This window comes from Bacteroides sp. ET489, from assembly GCF_030518095.1.
Taxonomy (GTDB): Bacteria; Bacteroidota; Bacteroidia; order Bacteroidales; family Bacteroidaceae; genus Bacteroides; species Bacteroides ndongoniae.
Map to the genome: position 1 here is coordinate 93,220 of NZ_JAULLJ010000010.1, position 17,991 is coordinate 111,210.

Here is a 17,991-nt window from a genome sequence, read left to right on the forward strand (position 1 = left end):
TGATTTTTATATTGTTATCTTTACATTTTGTATTAGCCGATTTGAAGAATATCAGAAATCGTCAAAATTCTTCCGGGGATTTGTTCGGACTCCTTTAGTTCCCCTTTTGCTTTTGCCATTGTTGCGGTTACCTTCTCCTTTGTCGAAATACAAGGCTACAAGCATGGCCGCTATAATGAATCCTAATGACCAGAATAGTCTGCTCCATATCATGCTGTTCATTTCTTCATTAATTACCTCGTAAAATACCTGTGGTAATTCTTCTATTGGGTGCCCGCTCATGTCGAACAGGTTGAGGAAACATCCGGATAAGGGGAACTGTTCGTTCAGCATATCGCCTACTTGCTGACTGGATTGAAGATCGGCTGTTCCGTGGATGCCGTCAAGTCGCTGCGTCAGCCACAAGCGCATGGATTCTGTTTCGCTCTTTACTGTGAAGGCTCCAACCAAGAGGGTCATATTGACCATAAGTAGCAATGCCAGAATAGGACCGGTTATGAAAAATGGGATGGAACGGACAGTACCTTTGCTCAAAGTGGAAAGGATGAAATAGAGCGTGGCCATGATGAAAGCTGTGATTACAATGCCATAGAAAAGGCAGGTGATGCCTTCGCTCAAAATAGAAAAGAAAATGCCCATTGCTGTGAAACTATTTTAGAAGGTTCACACTATTCTTTCTTACAAGGGCTTTGGCGTAGTGGCTGATATTGGACGAATATCCAAATTCTACAGGATTCACATTACAAGGTGTGTTCATATCTTATTCATTTTTAGTACCGTAAAAAGGTTAAATACGGACATAAAAAAGCGTGGAATCGTCCTGTTGTCCATTCCACGAACCGAGGCTCTCGCATTGCCTATTGTAGTCGAACAGACAACGTCAGAGCCCACGCCGATATGAATATACGTTAGCCACACGGTACAATCATATATAAACACACTTGCATGCCAAAAGGATGCAATACATGCTTATACGATATACCATGGGCCGTGATATAATCACACCCGGGGCATCTACCGTTGCTAAGTTCAAGACTACAATACCGTAATTTGCGAGATTCCAGTTCGTCAAGAACAGAGCGTCAAGTAAACGCCTTCATATGTCTGTCCTCATTGACCCTCCCAATACCACATCACATAGATTTTCGCTTCTCTATATGTTGCTTCGGCGTGGGGGCATTCCTTTTGTATTTTAACAAAAACAAAAGGATTTTCACATGAGAACACGGCAAATGTAATGATTCTTTTTTTATTAGTATAAAATCATGAAAGATTAAGCCTTTTATTAACATTATTTAGTGCTACTATTCTGCAGCTGTTTCATCTTAACTATTTTTCCTAACGAAACATTATTCTTTAATTGATTTTTTGTGATATGTATTGTATGTATTATTAGTTAAATATAATGAGGTAATATTTTGCTCTTTCTCTCTTTTTTAGATAGCTTCTTGTATAACTTAATATTTCATGTTTTAGGCTATGTGAACCTACATCTTCTATAATTCTTCTCCGTGACGTTTCACAGTAAGTGCTTAATAAATAGCGAGTTGCTGTGAAACGTGAATCTTAAATCTTTTTGTTGAAACGTGTTTGTGCGTGGATTTTGTGTTTCACGTATTGGTCGGTAGAGGGATGATGGGGTAAGGGAAGTATCGAAGAATTGTTGTATAAGGGCTAGTTGTCGTCAAAATGAATTGGGGCGTTTGGCGCTGGAAAAAGTTGCCTTTTCGTAAAGTCCTTTTGGGGGCGGTTGTCAATCATTGCTTGTACCATTTTCTGGATCGCAAGTGTCGTTCATGAGCCATGCAAGTGTGGCTCGTGAACAACACAAGTGTCTCTCGCGAGCCGCACTTGTACGGCTCGAAGGAGGCGGAAATCAAAGCTGTTTCACCTCACCAAGTCCTTCTAGGAAAGCCCAGGTGGTGCGGAACGAACGCTCGGCCATCGTGGCCCAGAAGTCACGATACTGCGAAAAGTTGTCGTCGTGCGCTCCTGGTGTGTCGCTGATGATGCGGAAGCTGAGGAAAGGTACACCATAGATGAAGCACGTCTGTGCAATGGCGGCCGACTCCATGTCGACGGCCAGTCCTTCGGGGAAATGGCTCTTGATGTCGGCCAGTTCGGCGGCGGCTTCCACAAAACGGTCGCCCGTACAGATAAGTCCGCCGTGTATGCGGCTTTCCAGTCCGGCACCGTCGTTCAGGCTCAGGGCGTGTTGCAGCAGCGGGGTGCTGGCTTCGTAATACAAGGGCATGCCCTGTACCTGTCCGTAGCTGGTTCCGTCGTTGCCGCAATAGACGTCGTGATACACCAGACGGTTACTGGCCACCACGTCGCCCACCCGCAGGCAGGTATCAATGCCTCCCGCCACACCGGTGCTGACAATGCAGTCGGGACGATGGCGGCGTATCAGTTCGGCCGCCCCTACAGCGGCGTTCACCTTGCCGATGCCGCACTGCGTTAGTACCACGTCGTTCTGGCCCAGCAGGCCTTCTACATAACGGAAACGGCCCTCGCCGCTCTCTTTCTTCTCCGACAGACGGCCCGCCAGCTGGCGGTGCTCGCTGTCCATTGCGCTGATAATACCTATTTTCATTGTTTCTATACAGTCTTTATGGGTAAGCAATTCTTTGCATAAGCCAAGCCTCAGCCCCACAGCTCATCGCTTGCCGCCCGCGGCTTGTGGCTCATCGCTCCGGCAAAAGTACGACATTTCAGCGAAATACGTCGGCACGATATGTGGAAAATACGAGGGGATGCGTTATCTTTGCACGGATTATCAATCAAGAAGAAGATTATGACACTGAAGAAAATTCTACCCGACGTGATTGCCATCGTGGCCTTCATCCTGATATCGTTTGCCTACTTCTTTCCGGCCGACGTAGAAGACCGCGTGCTTTTCCAACACGACACCGTGGCCGGAGTAGGCGCAAGCCAGGAAGCCACCGAGTACTACAACCAGACCGGCGAACGCACCCGCTGGACCAACTCCATCTTCGGCGGTATGCCTACCTACCAGATAACGCCTGCCTACGACTCGGCACAGCCGCTGCAATGGATTCAGAAAGTCTATCGGCTGTTTCTGCCCAACTACGTCTACCTGACGTTTATTCTGATGCTGGGCTTCTATATTCTGCTACGAGCCTTCGGCATCCCCGTCTGGCTGGCTGGCTTAGGGGGCGTGATGTGGGCTTTCTCGTCCTATTTCTTCATTCTTATTTCGGCGGGGCACATCTGGAAGTTTGTCACGCTGGCCTATATTCCGCCCACGCTGGCGGGCATTGTGCTGGCCTATCGGGGCCGGTTGCTGGCCGGAGGCATCCTGGCTGCCATCTTTGTGGCTCTGCAGGTGTCGTCCAACCACGTACAGATGTCCTACTACTTCCTGTTCGTCATCCTGTTCATCGTAGGCGCTTACTTCGAGAAGGCGTGGCGCGAAAAGACCCTGCCCCAGTTCTTCAAGGCAAGCGCCGTGCTGGTAGTGGCCGCACTGATAGGCGTCGCCACCAATCTGTCGAACCTGTATCATACCTATACTTATAGTAAAGAAACCATGCGCGGCAAGAGCGAGCTGGTGCAGACGGGCGATGCCGCCAAGCAGACCAGCAGCGGATTGGACCGCGACTACATCACGCAATGGAGCTACGGCGTCGGCGAGACGTGGACGCTGCTTGTCCCCAACTTCAAAGGCGGCGCTTCGGTGCCCCTGTCGATGAGCGAAACGGCCATGTCGAAAGCCAACCCCATGTACAGCGGCCTCTATGGCAGCCTGACGCAGTACTTCGGCGACCAGCCCATGACGTCGGGTCCTGTCTATGTAGGCGCTTTCGTGCTGTTCCTCTTCCTGCTGGGTTGCTTCATCGTGAAAGGGCCGCTGAAGTGGGCGCTCATCGGAGCCACACTGTTCTCCATCGTGCTGTCGTGGGGTAAGAACTTCATGCCGCTGACCGACTTCTTCATCGACTACGTGCCGATGTACAACAAGTTCCGCGCCGTGTCGTCCATCCTCGTCATAGCTGAATTCACCATTCCTCTGCTGGCCATCTTCGCACTGAAGAAGATACTGGAAGAGCCCACCGTGCTGCGCGCCAACCTGAAGGCCCTGGGCATCAGCCTGCTGCTGACGGCCGGCGTGGCCCTGTGGTATGCCATACCCTCGTCGGGCGGTTCCTACGTGCCTGCCCAGGAGGCGCAGATGCTGCAACAGGCCGTCGACGGAGGCATGATTCCGGCCAGTGAGCTGAACGGCATCCTGGCCAATCTGGGCGAGATGCGCGCCGCCCTGGTACAGGCCGACGCCCTGCGCAGCTTCCTCATCATCGCCATCGGCCTGCTGCTGCTCATGCTCTACACCACGGGCAAGCTGCGGCAGTCGTTCACCGTGGCCGGCATCGCCGTGCTCTGCCTGGTGGACATGTGGAGCGTCAACAAGCGCTACCTGAACGACGAACAGTTCGTGTCCCGCTCCATCCGCACCGAGAGCTTCAGCAAGACGCCGGCCGACGAACAGATCCTGCAGGACAAGGACGCCGACTACCGCGTGCTGAACCTCGCCTCGAACACCTTCAACGAGAACAACACCTCCTACTGGCACAAGAGCGTGGGCGGATACCACGCTGCCAAGCTTCGCCGCTATCAGGAAATGATAGACCACCACATCAGTGGTGAAATGCAGGCCGCCTACCGCGAGTTTGCCACTTCGGCCGGAGAGGTAGACAGCATCGACCCAAGCAAATTCCGCGTACTGAACATGCTGAACACCCGTTACTTCATCTTCCCCGCCGGACAGAAAGGCGAAACTATGCCCATGCGCAACCCCTTTGCCTACGGAAATGCCTGGTTTGTGAACAACGTACAGTATGTGGACAATGCCAATCAGGAAATAGATGCCTTGCACGACATTTTGCCCACCGAAACAGCCGTTGTGGACAAACGCTTCAAGGACGCACTGAAAGGCATGACCGATGCCCATAAGGACAGCCTGTCCGCCATCCGCCTGACTAGCTACGCGCCCAACCGCCTGACGTACGAAACCGAAAACAGCGGCGACGGTATTGCAGTATTTTCCGAAATATACTATCCTGACGGCTGGCAGGTAACTATCGACGGCCAGAAAGCCGAACTGGGTCGTGCCGACTACATTCTGCGTACCCTGTACGTACCCGCCGGCAAGCACACCATCGAGATGCGCTTCGACCCGCAAAGCCTGCACGTGACCGAAGGTATTGCCTACGGAGCCTTCATCCTGCTGCTGATAGGAGTGATTGCAGTTGTATGGATGGAACGGAGAAAATGTGCAAAGGAAGCTTAAATCATAATAGACAGAAAACCGCCCCTACCTTCACAGGTAAGGGCGGCCGAAGTCAATAATACATGAAAAAACGCTATTTAGAGAGAGTCTCTTCTTTTTGTTTCAAATAGATTACAAGATTCAGATTTTATCTTTCTGGGGAGCCTCTGCATTGTTGTGCGGTCTACGAGGCGGTTTCTGTTCATCCCGCATTTTCTGCCACTTGGCAAACTGCTCTTCAGTCAGAATCTTCTTCAGTTTCTTCTCTTTGCTGGCAGCAGCTTTCTGCAACTCTTCAGCAGAATCTTTAGCCATGTGAGGCATTCCCGGACCACCCATCGGTGGACGGCCACCACCCATACCAGGCATCATTCCACCTTCGCCCATCGGCATTGGCGGACGTTCGCCGTTCATATCGGGCATAGCTCCCATTGGCGGACGCATTCCTGCCAGCCGGGTCGAAAAGATTTTTTTCTGCTCCTTCAGGTTCAGTTTATACACCTTCTTATATTGTTTGTCGGTCAGTTGCAGTTCTTTCTGCATTTGATCTGTAATCCGTTGGGCAGCCTTTTCAGGTGAGGGAACTTCGCGCGGAAGTTCTTTTTGTTCTGCTCTCGGTTCGGGCTCTTGTGCCTGTAACTGAACTGCACCGCATGTTAGGCAAACAGCCAGTAACCATAATGAAGCATATCTTTTCATAAGCTTTTCGTTTTAATCCGATGCAAATGTAAATGATTCAACGAGACTGCAAAAATCGAATCTACTAATTGGCGAGTTTTATCGACTAATTGAATAATCTTGTGTCCTGAAACAACATTCGTATGAAGAGAAATTTCTGATTCTACACCTTCTTATATTAAGAAACACACAGCCTGTCACTACAAACATGAACCTGCTTTCCCGACGAAGGCCGGCTGCTATCAGAGCAATATTAAGGAAATCCGCAGCTTATCTTAAGGTTATTCCATGAAAATTCCGTAACTTTGCTTTCTAATTTACAAAAAAGAATCAATCGTAAAGAATACATATATGGAAACTACCCGTCAGAATAAAATAGCCCGACTGCTGCAAAAGGAACTGAGTGATATCTTCCTGTTGCAGACCAAGTCTATGCACGGTACGCTGGTTTCGGTCAGCACCGTACGTATCAGCCCGGATATGAGCGTGGCACGTGCCTACCTCAGCGTATTTCCTTCGGAAAAGGCCGACGAAATAGTCAAGAACATCAATGCAAATATGAAGTCCATCCGCTATGAACTGGGTACACGTGTGCGCCACCAGCTACGTATCATTCCGGAACTGAAGTTCTTCATTGACGATTCATTGGACTATCTGGAAAGAATAGACGAACTCCTGAAACAGTGAACCTGCCCTTCTACATAGCCCGCCGCTATCTTTTCTCGAAGAAGAAGCACAATGCCATCAACATCATTTCTGCTGTGTCGGTATGTGGAGTGGCATTGGCCACTTTGGCATTGGTATGCACCCTGTCTGTCTTCAATGGGTTTCAGGACATGGTAGCGGGATTCTTCACCGCTTTCGATCCGGAACTGAAAATTACCGTCCGCGAAGGCAAAGTGTTCGATCCGCATGAATCGCGTGTGGCACAGATACATGCTATGCCCGAAATAGAAGTATGGACCGAAACACTGGAAGAGAATGCCATGGTGCAATACAAGGACCGGCAGACAATGGCCGTCATCAAGGGAGTGGAAGACAACTTCGAACAACTGACTGCTATTGACAGTCTGTTGTATGGTACCGGAAAGTTCGTACTGAACGATTCGGTGGTTGATTACGGCATTTTGGGTGTGGAACTGATGTCCGAACTGGATACCGGCATCCAGTTTGTAGACCCGTTGCAAGTATATGCTCCCAAACGGAATGCACGAGTCAACATGGCCAATCCTGCCGCCTCGTTCAACAGCGACTATCTGTTCTCGCCGGGAGCTGTGTTTATAGTCAACCAGCAGAAATACGATGCACGCTACATACTTACATCGCTTGGCTTTGCCCGCCGTCTGTTTGACTATGATACCGAAGTGTCGGCCATCGAAATCAAGCTGAAGCCCGGCAGCAATATCGATGCCGTCGAAAAGAAAATGGAAGAGATACTCGGCGAACGGTTTGTTGTACAGAACCGTTACGAGCAGCAGGCCGATGTTTTCCGCATCATGGAAATCGAGAAATTCATATCCTACCTGTTCCTGACTTTTATTCTGGCTATTGCCTGCTTCAATGTCATCGGTTCTCTGTCGATGCTGATACTGGACAAGCGTGACGATGTGGAAACACTGCGCAATCTGGGTGCCGGTGACCAGTTGATAACACGCATATTCCTGTTCGAAGGACGAATGATATCTGTCTTCGGTGCAAGTATAGGAATTGTTTTAGGATTGCTGCTTTGCTTTCTGCAACAAAAGTTCGGACTCATTTCATTGGGTGGAGGAAACGGTAGCTTTGTAGTCGATGCTTATCCAGTTAGTGTACATCTGACGGATGTATTGCTTGTTTTCGTTACCGTCATTGCGGTTGGTTTCCTGTCGGTATGGTATCCGGTGAAGTATCTTAGCCGTCGGTTGTTGTCGGCTACTTCTTCCGAATGATAGTCAACCCGTCACGCAACGGGAGAATTACCTTTTCTACACGGCTGTCGGCTGCTACCAAATCATTGAACTCCTTGATGCGGATGGTCTGCAAGTCGGAAGCATGCGGATGCTCTTCGAGTACATGTCCGTCCCACAACGTATTGTCGGCTATGATGTAACCACCGTCGGAAAGGCGCGGAAGCACCATTTCATAATAGTCGATGTATTTGCGCTTGTCCCCATCGATAAAAGCCAGATCGAATGTTATATCTAATTCAGGTACCAGCTTCAACGCATCGCCTATATAGAATTTTATTTTGTCAGCATACGGCGATCCTTCCAGCCAGGGACGTGTAAAGTCCTCCTGTTCGTCGTTGATTTCGAAGGTATGAAGCATTCCTCCTTCGGGCAGGCCTTCGGCCATACAAAGAGCGGAGTAACCGCTATATGTTCCTATCTCCAGTACTTGTCGGGGACGTATCATCCGTACAAACATCTTCAGCATTCTGCCCTGCAGATGGCCCGATGCCATGCGCGGATAAAGCAGTTTCAGATGTGTATCCCGATAGAGAGCGCGAAGATAATCGCCTTCATCATCAATGTGCTGTAAGATGTATTCGTCTAAAGACATGGACATAGAAATAAAAAATTAATAGTTAATAATGAGGCTGTGTCAAAACTAAAAGTAACTGACATCTTGTTATTTTTAGGCACGGATTACACGGAAAACGCGGAGAAAGAAGAATAATCCATCCGCGAAATTCCGTGTAATCCGTGCCTAAAGGAAAGCGGTTTCCTAATTTGACACACTTAGGAGTTAAAAGCCAATAGAAAGTAAATGGTTTACAAGGTATCGGCTTAACTCCTTAACTGCCAAATGAATATTAAAACCGAAGCTTTAGAAGTTTATAAATAACGGTTGCAATTAGGCAATACGCTTTCGTTGGCGTGCTTCAAGGCGTCTTCTACTACGTTGATTTCCAAGAAGGAAGTCTGCGTACCGGCCTTTCCGCTGCTCAGATATCCCACCATGTCGGTAGGTTGCAGACGGCCCTCCTGCAACAGGCGACGCAAAGCGGCAAAATAATATTCCTGACCGTTGGCCAGTTCGGGCATATAGATCGCTTCTACACCGTAGGACAGAGCCAGATGGCGCATGGTCTTCTCCTTATAGCAGATGGCCAGTACCGGATACTTACCACGGAAAGCAGCCAGATTGCGTGCTGTACGTCCGCTGTAGCTGTCGGTAATGATGGCGCGGATTTTCAGCTTTGTAGTGGCTTTTACCGCCTGCTTGGCAAGGAAAGCTGTCACGTCGTTGCTGTTTTCGTCGAGCGGTATACGGATGTCGTTATCGGGCAGTTTGTCTTTTTCGGCCTGTGCAGCAACTTTCGTCATGGTCTTTACAGCTTCTACCGGATATTTGCCGTATGCTGTCTCGCCACTCAGCATCAAGGCATCGGTGCGGTAGTAGATGGCATTGGCGATGTCTGTAACCTCGGCACGTGTAGGACGTGGATTATTGATCATGGTGTGAAGCATCTGAGTTGCTACAATTACCGGTTTCTTGGCCAGGATACACTTGCGTATCAATATGCGCTGGATACCCGGTATACGTTCCTGCGGTACTTCGATGCCCAAGTCGCCACGGGCAATCATCACACCATCGGCTACTTCCAGAATCTCATCAATGTTGTCGACACCTTCCTGGTTCTCTATTTTGGCAATGATCCGAATGTCGCTGCCGTGAGCATCCAGAATTTCTTTGATGTCAAGTACATCCTGTTTGTTGCGGACGAAAGAGTGAGCAATGAAATCTATATCTTTCTCGATGGCATAGAGAATGTTATTGCGGTCCTTTTCTGTCAACGAAGGCAGGTTGATGCGTACACCCGGTACATTGACGCTCTTACGGCTTCCTAAACTTGCCTCGTTTTGCACTTCACACAGCAGATAGTCGTCACATTTTTCGATAACAGCCAGTTCCAGATCACCGTCGTCAATCAGTATTTGTCCGCCTACGTTCAGATCACGGACGAAATCGGGATAAGAAACGGAAATGCACTCGCGTGTAGTTTCCTGTTCGGGGCGGCCTACTACCTTCACACGGTCACCTACCTTGAATGAAATTGGTTCGGCCAATACAGTAGTACGCACTTCGGGGCCTTTTGTGTCCATCAAAATGGCGATTCGGTTAGACACTGTCCGTACATTGTTTATCAGCTTTTCAGCTCCTTCACGACCCAGGTGAGCTGTATTCATACGCACCACGTTCATGCCGGCTTCGAACAACTGTTTTATAAAATCTACTTCACAACGCTGGTCCGAAATGGTTGCTACGATTTTAGTCTGCTTCAATAACATAATCTATATACCTATTTATTAGTAATGATTTAAATTCGTAATTTGTCTTTTATTTCAGTTTCTTCCACCTCTTCGAGAGTGCTCATGGATTCTCGGCTCTTCTTTTTTCAAGAGGAGTCGGAGGGGATGAATCAATGGTTTAGCAAGGCTTCTAATGCCAGACGGTAGGAATCGAGGCCAAAGCCCAGAATGACTCCTTTACATGCACAAGAGATCATGGACGTATGACGGAAAGTCTCACGGGCATGTACGTTGGATATATGTACCTCGATGACTGGAGAAGTAACCGCACGAATAGCGTCCTGCAGAGCAATCGACGTATGAGTATAGGCACCTGCGTTTAGAATAATGCCATCTACATCGAATCCAGTTTCCTGAATCTTATCAATCAACTCTCCCTCAATGTTCGACTGGAAATAGTCAATCTGCACATCCGCATATCGGGAACGAAGTCCGGCAAGGTAATCTTCAAAAGTAACGCTACCGTAGATAGTCGGTTCGCGCTTGCCCAAAAGATTTATATTCGGGCCATTAATTATTTGTATCCTCATAACACAATTTTTTATACCTTTGTCTCCACAATGATTGTTCATTCTGAGTGCAAAGGTAGGAAAAAGAAATGAAATCGGAAGTAAAATCAGCGAATAAGGACAGGCAAACGCTGATAATCAGCAAATATAAGCAATACTTGAGACTGGAGAAATCGCTTTCGGCCAACACCTATGATGCTTACCTGAGAGATTTGGAAAAGTTACTGCATTTCACTGAAAGTGAACAGATTGGAATAGATGATATTACGCTGGACGACCTGCAGAGATTTGCAGCCGGACTGCACGACATTGGCATCCATCCCCGCTCGCAGGCGCGCATCATTTCGGGTATCCGTTCGTTTTTTCACTTTCTGGCGTTGTCCGACTTCCGCAAAGATGATCCCAGCGAACTGCTGGAGGGACCGAAAATAGGATTCAAACTGCCCGAAGTGCTGTCGGTCGAAGAAATCGATGCCATTATCGGCGCCATCGACCTCAGTAAGGACGAAGGACAACGCAATCGTGCCATACTGGAAACACTCTACAGTTGCGGACTTCGTGTATCGGAACTGTGTAACCTGAAGTTGTCGGATCTCTATTTCAAGGAAGGCTTCATCAAAGTAGAAGGGAAAGGCGACAAGCAACGGCTGGTACCCATTTCGTCACGCGCCATCAAAGAAATTGAAAATTGGTTTATCGACCGCAACACCCGCTGGAAAATCAAAAAGGATTTTGAAGATTACGTCTTTCTGGCGCGATGGGGAAAAAACATATCACGTATCATGATTTTTCATCTGATCAAAGAGCTGGCCGAGAAAGCCGGTATCACCAAAAACATCAGTCCGCACACCTTCCGGCATTCGTTTGCGACTCATCTGCTGGAAGGCGGAGCAAACCTTCGCGCCATCCAGTGCATGTTGGGGCACGAGTCAATCGCAACAACAGAAATCTACACTCACATCGACCGCAATATGCTAAGAAGTGAAATCATAGAGCATCATCCACGCAATATCAAGTATCGTGAGAATAAGAATTTCATTAAATTATAATAAATCTATCCAATCCATTAACAAAATGTCTTAAGAATTAATATCTTTGCCTTGTATATGCCCGTGGGAGCAGAGTACAATAACAAAAGAATAGACAAATTTCAATTACAAACAATTAATTTATACCTAAAATGACTAAGAAACTGTATTTGCCGCTGTTAGTGGCATTAGTTGCTGTCCTCACATCGTGTGGAAGCAAAATGGGAGAGTTGTCATCAGATTACTTTACCGTAACACCTCAAGTTTTGGAAGCTGTAGGAGGCAAAGTACCTGCTACCATTAACGGTAAGTTCCCCGAGAAGTATTTCAACAAGAAAGCCGTTGTAGAAGTAACTCCGGTTTTGAAATGGGAAGGTGGCGAGGCTAAAGGCCAGTCTGCCGTATTCCAAGGTGAAAAAGTTGAAGGTAACGAACAGACTATTTTCTACAAGATGGGTGGTAGCTATACAATGAAGACTTCTTTCGACTATGTTCCCGAAATGGCTAAATCAGAACTTTATCTGGAATTCAAAGCTACTATCGGTAAAAAGACAGTTGAAATCCCTGCCGTTAAGATTGCCGACGGTGTAATCTCTACTTCTGAAATAGTTGAGCAGACTTTGGGTAGCGCCACTCCGGCTTTGGGTGCTGACGCATTCCAACGTGTTATCAAAGAAAAGCACGATGCACAGATCATGTTCTTGATCCAACAAGCTAACGTACGTGCCAGCGAGCTGAAGACTGCCAAGGAATTCAACGAAGAAGTTAAGAATGTCAGCGAAGCTGCTAACAAGAAGATCAGCAACATCGAAATCTCTGCTTATGCTTCTCCCGATGGTGGTTACGATCTGAATAAGGGTCTGGCCGAAAACCGTCAGGACAACACTGCTAAGGTTATCAACAAGAACCTGAAGAAAGACAAAATTGAAGCTACTGTAGATACTAAGTATACTGCACAGGACTGGGAAGGTTTCCAGGAACTGGTTTCTAAATCCAACATCCAGGATAAGGAACTGATTCTCCGCGTTCTGTCTATGTATCAGGATCCTGAACAAAGAGAGCAGGAAATCAAGAACATCTCTTCTGTTTACAAGACTTTGGCTGACGAAGTTCTTCCGCAACTGCGTCGTTCTCGTCTGACTTTGAACTACGAAGTTATCGGTAAGTCTGACGAAGAAATCTCTAAGCTGGCTGAAAGCGATGCTAAACAGCTGAACCTCGAAGAACTGCTGTACGCTGCTACACTGACTAACGATGCTGCAAAGAAAGAAGCTATCTATACAAAAGCTACTCAGAACTTCCCGAATGACTACCGCGCATACAACAACCTCGGTAAGCTGGCTTACCAGGCAGGCAACCTTGACAAGGCTGAAAACTACTTCAAGAAAGCCGCTTCTATCAAGGACGCTCCTGAAGTGAACATGAACCTTGGTCTGATCGCTCTGAACAAGGGTGACAAGGCTGCTGCTGAATCTTATCTGGGCAAGGCTGCCGGTGCTGAAGAACTGAACGAAGCTCTGGGTAACCTTTACATCGCTCAAGGTCAGTATGACAAGGCTGTTAACGCATTCGGCGATATCAAAACTAACAGCGCCGCTCTGGCACAGATCCTGGCTAAGGACTACAACAAGGCTAAGAACACACTGGCTGGCGTAGCTACTCCGGATGCTTACACTGACTACCTGATGGCAGTACTGGGTGCAAGAACCAACAATACTTCTATGGTAACAAGCAGCTTGAAGAACGCTGTAGCAAAGAACCCGGCATTGGCTAAGAAAGCCGCTTCTGACCTGGAATTTGCTAAGTACTTCACAAACGCTGACTTCATGAACATTATCAAATAAGAAAGGTTTAGCTGGTGAGTTTATAAGTTCGCTTGTTAAAGCAACAACTCAATAACTCCAAACTAAATAACTATAAAGAAGTTGCCCGGCATACGAAATTATGTCGGGCAACTTTTTTTTATATCCGGCAAAAGAAGTACATTCGCAGCAAGTATCAGAAGAAACATCATAATGAAGAAAATCAACCTCGTATACACACTGCTTTTCATCCTCGCGGCTTGCGGCGGAAAACCAACCGTAACGACCAGCATCAGTGGCGAAATCAAGGGACTGGGCAATGACACCCTTTACCTCTTTGGTGCCGATCCCATTTACGACGGGATGGACACGCTGCCCGTAAAGGAGGGCAAGTTTTCGGCCGAACTGTCGGTCGACACACTGGTAACAGCTTATCTGCTCTTTGACGACGGAACCAGATACCCGATATTCATTGGCAAAGGCAATTCCATACTAATAAAAGGAAACGTCTCCGACCCAACTTTGCTGGAAGTGACCGGCAACACCGCCAACGATGAACTGACCGCCTACCAGAAAGATCTGAAAGGACTGGGCAAACCGTCTGAAAGGGCGTTGCAGGAAAAGGCGGAAGCCTTCATTACGACGCATCCGTCATCGCTGGTTAGTGTCTACCTGCTGGAAAAGTATTTCGTAAAGACAGCGCAGCCCGATCTGCGACGTATCGAACGTCTGATAAACAGCCTGACCGGTGAGCTGAAAGACCGTCCTACGGTGGACCAGCTGGCCAAGCAAATCCTGGAGGAAGAGAAAACCGATGTCGGTAAAACAATTCCTTACTTCAAGCTGCCCGACACCGAAGGAAAAGAAACCACTCGTACTGACTTCAAGGATCAGTACATTCTGATACACTTCTGGGCATCATGGGATTCGCTCAGCATGAAGCAGAACGAGATATACAAGCGTATCTATAAGAAAGAACAGAAAAACAAGAACTTCGCCCTACTGGGCATCTCGCTCGATACCGACCGGAAGGCGTGGCTGGACGCCATCAAGCAGGATACGCTGAAGTGGAAACAAGTATGCGACCTCGACGGATGGCACTCTACATTCATCGGCCAGGTATCGCTGCACAGCCTGCCCGCCAACATCCTTGTCAGCCCCTCGGCACGAATCGAAGGAAAAGACCTCGACGAAGATGCCATCCTGAAGAAAGTGGAAGACATCGACCAGGAAGCCAAAGAAAAGAAAGCACAGGCAAGGAAAAGGAGATGACACAACATCCCACCTGTCTGCCGCAAAAACACCACATACCCCATTAACCTCACTAATACGAATAAAAACGCCATGTTGATTAAAGTTTTCGGCGCAGCCGTGCAAGGCATCGACGCCACCCTCATCACCATCGAAGTAAACAGTTCGCGAGGCTGCATGCTCTACCTCGTCGGACTGCCCGACTCTGCCGTCAAGGAGAGTCAGCAACGCATCCGTTCGGCCTTGCAGGTCAACGGTTACCGCATGCCCACGTCCACCATCACCATCAACATGGCTCCTGCCGACATACGCAAAGAAGGGTCAGCCTACGACCTCCCGCTGGCCATCGGCATGCTGGGAGCTACCGAAGTCGTACACCCCGACAAGCTGGAAGAATATCTGCTGATGGGCGAACTCAGCCTTGACGGAAGTCTGCAACCCATCAAGGGCGCACTGCCCATCGCCATCAAGGCGCGCGAACTGGGCTTCAAAGGTCTGATTCTGCCTCGCCAGAACGCACGCGAAGCAGCTGTGGTGAACAAGCTCAACGTGTACGGCGTGGAAAACATCAAGGAAGTGGTGGAATTCTTCAACGGGGAGCGCGAGCTTGAAGCCACCATTGTAAACACCCGCGAGGAGTTTTATGCCCAGCAGACCATGACCGACCTCGACTTTGCCGACGTCAAAGGGCAGGAGAACGTGAAGCGTGCCCTCGAAGTGGCAGCGGCTGGCGGGCACAACATTCTTCTGATCGGTGCTCCCGGCAGTGGAAAGTCCATGCTGGCCAAGCGACTGCCGTCCATCTTGCCTCCGTTGTCGCTGGGCGAGAGTCTGGAAACTACCAAGATACATTCCGTAGCGGGAAAGTTGGGCAAGGACGGTGGACTGATAACCAAACGCCCCTTCCGCGACCCGCACCATACCATTTCGACCGTGGCTATGACGGGTGGCGGTACTTTCCCCCAGCCAGGCGAAATCAGTCTGGCGCATAACGGTGTCCTCTTCCTCGACGAGTTGCCCGAGTTCAATCGCAACGTGCTCGAAGTGTTGCGCCAGCCGCTCGAAGACCGCAAAATCAGTATCTCGCGCGTGAAGTGCAACATCGACTATCCCGCCAGCTTCATGCTCGTAGCCAGCATGAACCCTTGCCCGTGCGGCTACTACAACCATCCCACCAAAGCCTGCGTATGTACGCCCGGCCAGGTGCAGAAATACCTGAACCGTATCTCGGGTCCGCTGCTCGACCGCATCGACCTGCAGATTGAAGTCATCCCCGTACCCTTCGAAAAGATGTCCGACGCCCGCCCCGGCGAAGCCAGCGCCGTCATTCGCGAACGGGTGATACGTGCCCGTCAGATTCAGGAACAGCGCTACGCCTCCATCCCCGGTGTCTACTGCAACGCCCAGATGACCAGCCGCCTGCTTTCGCTCTATGCCCGCCCCGACGACCGTGGTCTGGCTTTGCTGAAGAACGCCATGAATCGCCTTAATCTTTCGGCCCGCGCTTACGACCGCATCCTAAAGGTATCGCGTACCATTGCCGACCTCGAAGGCATCGAGCATATCCAACCCGCTCATTTGGCCGAGGCCATCGGCTATCGTAACCTGGATCGTGAGGACTGGGCAGGCTGAGATACAGGACACTTGCATTTCATTTATACGACACAAGTGTGGCTCGCGAGAGACACTTGCACGGCTCGCGAGCCATACAAGTGTTGTTCAGCGGGGTTGTTAATGAAAACCTGTGGGGTTGTCAGTGAGAACCTCAGGGGTTGTTGGTGGAAACCTGTGGAGTTGTTCGTGAAAACCTGTGGGGTTGTTGGTGAAAACCCGTGGGGTTGTTTGCGAAAACTCGTGGAGTTATTCGTTACCCCTTTCGGCTAAAGAGGATGTTTGCGTGCGTAAAGTGTTACTTGACGGACGTAAAGTGCCACTTTACAGACGCTGAAACCTACGTTAGCAGGGTAGAAGTCTACTGTTTGGGAGATGTTTTCCCGTTTTTGCCTTCACGCTTTCACCTTTCTCTTTTTCCGACTGAAAAACAGGTAGATAGGGTGAAAGATGAGGCTTCACGCCCGGTTCACCGTTCATTTCCAGATAACCCCCAATAGCCAAAACCAGAATTATGTCATTATCAAAGAATGAAATAATATGAAAATAGCCAAAGTCTTTGCCCGTCCAAGGATTTTGGCTATTATTGAAACTTGCCTTTCGTCAGTTCCTCTTTCAGGAAAGCGAACACATAGTAGTAGCTTTGATGATAGAAATGTGTCCGTTCATCCATTATTTTCCGATAAGTTTCCGAATTGAATACTGTGGCAAGTGCCTCTTCCATTGTTATTCTGCTGTCCTGCTCAGTTAGCAGGATGGCAAGGTTCTTTACCATATCCACCATCATTTCCGTTTTCTCGCTCATATTCTCTTCAACAGTTTAATGGCACGTTCCGTACCGAAGAAATATTGGAAAGTTACTCCTTTCATGTACTGCAGGTTGCGCACAAGCGTAGGAAGGTTTATCGAACGGTTCTCGTATCGCCACAACTGCACGCCTACCCGGTCGTTGGCTATGGGGCCGATTACCACGTCATATTCATGTACAGGCTTTTCAGTCGGATTGTTCCGATTTAGCAGGATAAATTTTGCCCATTCTTCAGAATAACCGTCAAAGCGGAGTACATTCAGATCATTCAAGACATCGTCCTCAACAAGGTAGCTTTGTACAATTGGGCTGCCAATCTCCAACTGTTCAACTTTCACTTGTGCCATGTTCAAAGCCTGCTCATAGTCCGCAGATAGGTAAAATCCACGTCCGAAATCTTTATTCGGTTTCGATTTCAGCAAATCTATTCTATCGAAATCCTTGTTTGTTCCATGATAAAGTTTCATACCAATGCCCCTCCATGACGATGACAATATTCCGCGATGTCGTCCACCATTGAGGCAAACGACTGTGTATGCACATATCCGTAATTGCGGTCGATGAAATCTATTCCTTTATAGCGACTCAGGTAGTTGAAGGCCTGTTTCATCGTCAGTCCGTACTTGCGTCCGAACTCCAGGATGAAGATGACCGTCCATTCCAGTTTGTCCTTTACATTATATTCCATTGTGATATTCCTTAGACCTTTTGGACAAAGG

Annotated in this window: 16 protein-coding genes; 7 read left to right on the forward strand and 9 right to left on the reverse strand. The window is 48.6% G+C overall.

Annotation, left to right across the window (positions count from 1 at the left end; translation table 11 throughout):
* Positions 1-51: 51 nt before the first annotated feature.
* Together Q3C19_RS08015 and Q3C19_RS08020 are read right to left on the reverse strand one after the other, a co-directional pair.
* Positions 52-639, reverse strand: coding sequence for a hypothetical protein (locus Q3C19_RS08015; RefSeq protein ID WP_302728455.1), 588 nt, complete (start codon positions 637-639; stop codon positions 52-54).
* Between the two features lie 1,237 nt (positions 640-1,876).
* On the reverse strand, positions 1,877-2,596 hold the full coding sequence (locus Q3C19_RS08020) for a 5'-methylthioadenosine/adenosylhomocysteine nucleosidase (protein ID WP_302728457.1): 720 nt from the start codon (positions 2,594-2,596) through the stop codon (positions 1,877-1,879).
* A 201-nt stretch (positions 2,597-2,797) separates the two neighbouring features.
* On the opposite strand from Q3C19_RS08020, the gene Q3C19_RS08025 reads away from it, so the two are divergent.
* Complete coding sequence (locus Q3C19_RS08025) at positions 2,798-5,311, forward strand: YfhO family protein (protein WP_302728459.1); 2,514 nt, start codon at positions 2,798-2,800, stop codon at positions 5,309-5,311.
* A gap of 120 nt (positions 5,312-5,431) precedes the next feature.
* Here the strand turns inward: Q3C19_RS08025 and Q3C19_RS08030 are convergent, their stop codons facing one another.
* On the reverse strand, positions 5,432-5,989 hold the full coding sequence (locus tag Q3C19_RS08030) for a DUF4890 domain-containing protein (protein WP_287641963.1): 558 nt from the start codon (positions 5,987-5,989) through the stop codon (positions 5,432-5,434).
* A gap of 330 nt (positions 5,990-6,319) precedes the next feature.
* Between Q3C19_RS08030 and rbfA the strand changes: the two genes are divergently transcribed.
* Complete coding sequence (gene rbfA / locus Q3C19_RS08035) at positions 6,320-6,655, forward strand: 30S ribosome-binding factor RbfA (protein WP_022163826.1); 336 nt, start codon at positions 6,320-6,322, stop codon at positions 6,653-6,655.
* Positions 6,652-7,896, forward strand: coding sequence for an FtsX-like permease family protein (locus Q3C19_RS08040; protein ID WP_302728461.1), 1,245 nt, complete (start codon positions 6,652-6,654; stop codon positions 7,894-7,896). Before rbfA ends, Q3C19_RS08040 begins: the two co-directional genes overlap by 4 nt.
* On the opposite strand, the gene Q3C19_RS08045 is transcribed toward Q3C19_RS08040, so the two are convergent.
* The 3 genes from Q3C19_RS08045 to aroQ form a co-directional block, all read right to left on the reverse strand.
* Positions 7,880-8,509: an O-methyltransferase gene (locus tag Q3C19_RS08045; protein WP_071148544.1), complete on the reverse strand. Its 630-nt coding sequence runs from the start codon at positions 8,507-8,509 to the stop codon at positions 7,880-7,882. The genes Q3C19_RS08040 and Q3C19_RS08045 overlap by 17 nt on opposite strands.
* 275 nt (positions 8,510-8,784) lie before the next feature.
* On the reverse strand, positions 8,785-10,242 hold the full coding sequence (gene pyk, locus Q3C19_RS08050) for a pyruvate kinase (RefSeq protein ID WP_022163829.1): 1,458 nt from the start codon (positions 10,240-10,242) through the stop codon (positions 8,785-8,787).
* Between the two features lie 131 nt (positions 10,243-10,373).
* The gene (aroQ, locus tag Q3C19_RS08055; protein ID WP_022163830.1) at positions 10,374-10,793 is read right to left on the reverse strand and encodes a type II 3-dehydroquinate dehydratase; all 420 of its coding nucleotides are present in this window, start codon (positions 10,791-10,793) and stop codon (positions 10,374-10,376) included.
* A 68-nt stretch (positions 10,794-10,861) separates the two neighbouring features.
* On the opposite strand from aroQ, the gene xerD reads away from it, so the two are divergent.
* The 4 genes from xerD to Q3C19_RS08075 all read left to right on the forward strand — a co-directional run bounded on the left by xerD (position 10,862) and on the right by Q3C19_RS08075 (position 16,485).
* On the forward strand, positions 10,862-11,821 hold the full coding sequence (xerD, locus tag Q3C19_RS08060; protein WP_302728462.1) for a site-specific tyrosine recombinase XerD: 960 nt from the start codon (positions 10,862-10,864) through the stop codon (positions 11,819-11,821).
* A 131-nt stretch (positions 11,822-11,952) separates the two neighbouring features.
* Positions 11,953-13,644 carry a tetratricopeptide repeat protein gene (locus tag Q3C19_RS08065; protein WP_302728464.1) on the forward strand — a complete coding sequence of 564 codons (1,692 nt, stop codon included), beginning with the start codon at positions 11,953-11,955 and terminating at the stop codon, positions 13,642-13,644.
* A gap of 171 nt (positions 13,645-13,815) precedes the next feature.
* Entirely contained in the window at positions 13,816-14,874 is a 1,059-nt protein-coding gene (locus Q3C19_RS08070; protein WP_302728466.1) for a DUF4369 domain-containing protein, read from the forward strand.
* 72 nt (positions 14,875-14,946) lie between these two features.
* Entirely contained in the window at positions 14,947-16,485 is a 1,539-nt protein-coding gene (locus tag Q3C19_RS08075; protein ID WP_302728468.1) for a YifB family Mg chelatase-like AAA ATPase, read from the forward strand.
* A 562-nt stretch (positions 16,486-17,047) separates the two neighbouring features.
* Here the strand turns inward: Q3C19_RS08075 and Q3C19_RS08080 are convergent.
* The 3 genes from Q3C19_RS08080 to Q3C19_RS08090 are packed head-to-tail and all read right to left on the reverse strand — an operon-like array spanning position 17,048 to position 17,960.
* Positions 17,048-17,269, reverse strand: a complete 222-nt coding sequence (locus Q3C19_RS08080; RefSeq protein ID WP_071148090.1) for a hypothetical protein — start codon at positions 17,267-17,269, stop codon at positions 17,048-17,050.
* The gene (locus Q3C19_RS08085) at positions 17,266-17,739 is read right to left on the reverse strand and encodes a DUF3990 domain-containing protein (protein WP_277120730.1); all 474 of its coding nucleotides are present in this window, start codon (positions 17,737-17,739) and stop codon (positions 17,266-17,268) included. The genes Q3C19_RS08080 and Q3C19_RS08085 overlap by 4 nt, the downstream gene beginning before the upstream one ends.
* Positions 17,736-17,960, reverse strand: coding sequence for a DUF3791 domain-containing protein (locus Q3C19_RS08090; RefSeq protein WP_177601701.1), 225 nt, complete (start codon positions 17,958-17,960; stop codon positions 17,736-17,738). Before Q3C19_RS08090 ends, Q3C19_RS08085 begins: the two co-directional genes overlap by 4 nt.
* Positions 17,961-17,991: the final 31 nt, after the last annotated feature.